This is a genomic window from Pseudomonas sp. GW456-12-10-14-LB2, from assembly GCF_002884345.1.
Lineage (GTDB): Bacteria > Pseudomonadota > Gammaproteobacteria > Pseudomonadales > Pseudomonadaceae > Aquipseudomonas > Aquipseudomonas paraglycinae.
Genome location: NZ_POHV01000088.1, coordinates 1 through 1,011, shown reverse-complemented (window position 1 = coordinate 1,011; position 1,011 = coordinate 1). Strand labels below are relative to the sequence as shown.

Below are 1,011 nucleotides of genomic sequence, written 5' to 3'. Positions count from 1 at the left end.
GTGAGGCCGATCAGGCGGTGCTGGCTGTCGTAGCGGTATTCGGTGACAAGGGTTTGTGCGCGGCCGCGGCGTTCGCGGATCAGGTTGCCGAAGGCGTCGTAGTCGTAATGACGATCGCCCTGCATCAGCAGGCGATTGCCTTTGATCTGTGGCGGGCCTGGACGGTCCTGCATCAGCAGGTTGCCGGCCGGGTCGTGGGCGAAGTTTTCCGGCACATCGTCGCGGGTGTGGCGTACGCGAATCAGCCGGTCGAGGGCGTCGTACGTGTAGCTGCGCTGGCCGTGGCGGGTGTCGGCGATGTGTTCGAGGTTGCCGTTGGCGCTGTAGGCAAAGTCGCGGCGGTACAGCGCGCTGCGTTGATGGCCTACGGCGTGGGACTTCAAGCGGCCCTGTTCGTCGTAGGTGTATTCGCTGAGCAGCAGGCCTTGCTGGCGCTGCTGTTCGCGGCCGTTCTGGTAGACGTGGCGGGTCAGCAAGGCGCCGTTGAGGTCGATCGCGGTCAGCGCGCCGCCCTTGGCGTAGTGGTAGTCGAGCTTGCTGTTGTCCGGCAGACGCATGCGAGTGAGCTGGCCGCAGGCATCGTAGGTGTAGCGCAGGGTGCCCCAGCCCTGATGCTCGCGCACCAGCCGGTCCTGCCGGTCGTATTCGAAGGCCAGCGGGTGATCCTGGCCGTCATCGACGCCGACCAAACGGCCTAAACGGTCATAGCGGTAGCTGACCTCGACCCCGTCCGGCAGGGTCTTGAGCAGCAGACGCCCAGCAGCATCACGTTGGTAAGCGGTGACCAGCGTGGTGCCGTCGTCGCCGAACTCGGTCTTTTCCAGCAGGTGGCCATTGCGGTCGTAGGCGTACGCGGTGCGTCGGCCATCGAAGCCGGTTTCCTGTCGGATCAGTCCGGTGGGCGTGTAGTCCAGCCGATACTTTTCGCCGGACTCGTTCTCGATTTCCGTCAGCAGCAGCTGCGCATGGTCGTAGCGGTATTGCAGGCGCGTGCCGTCGGGGTTGATCCGC

The 1,011-nt window shown here is 65.0% G+C and carries 1 pseudogene; it reads right to left on the bottom strand.

What is annotated here, in order from left to right:
* Nucleotides 1–1,011, bottom strand: a pseudogene (locus C1X29_RS28190) (RHS repeat protein); the annotation flags it as partial.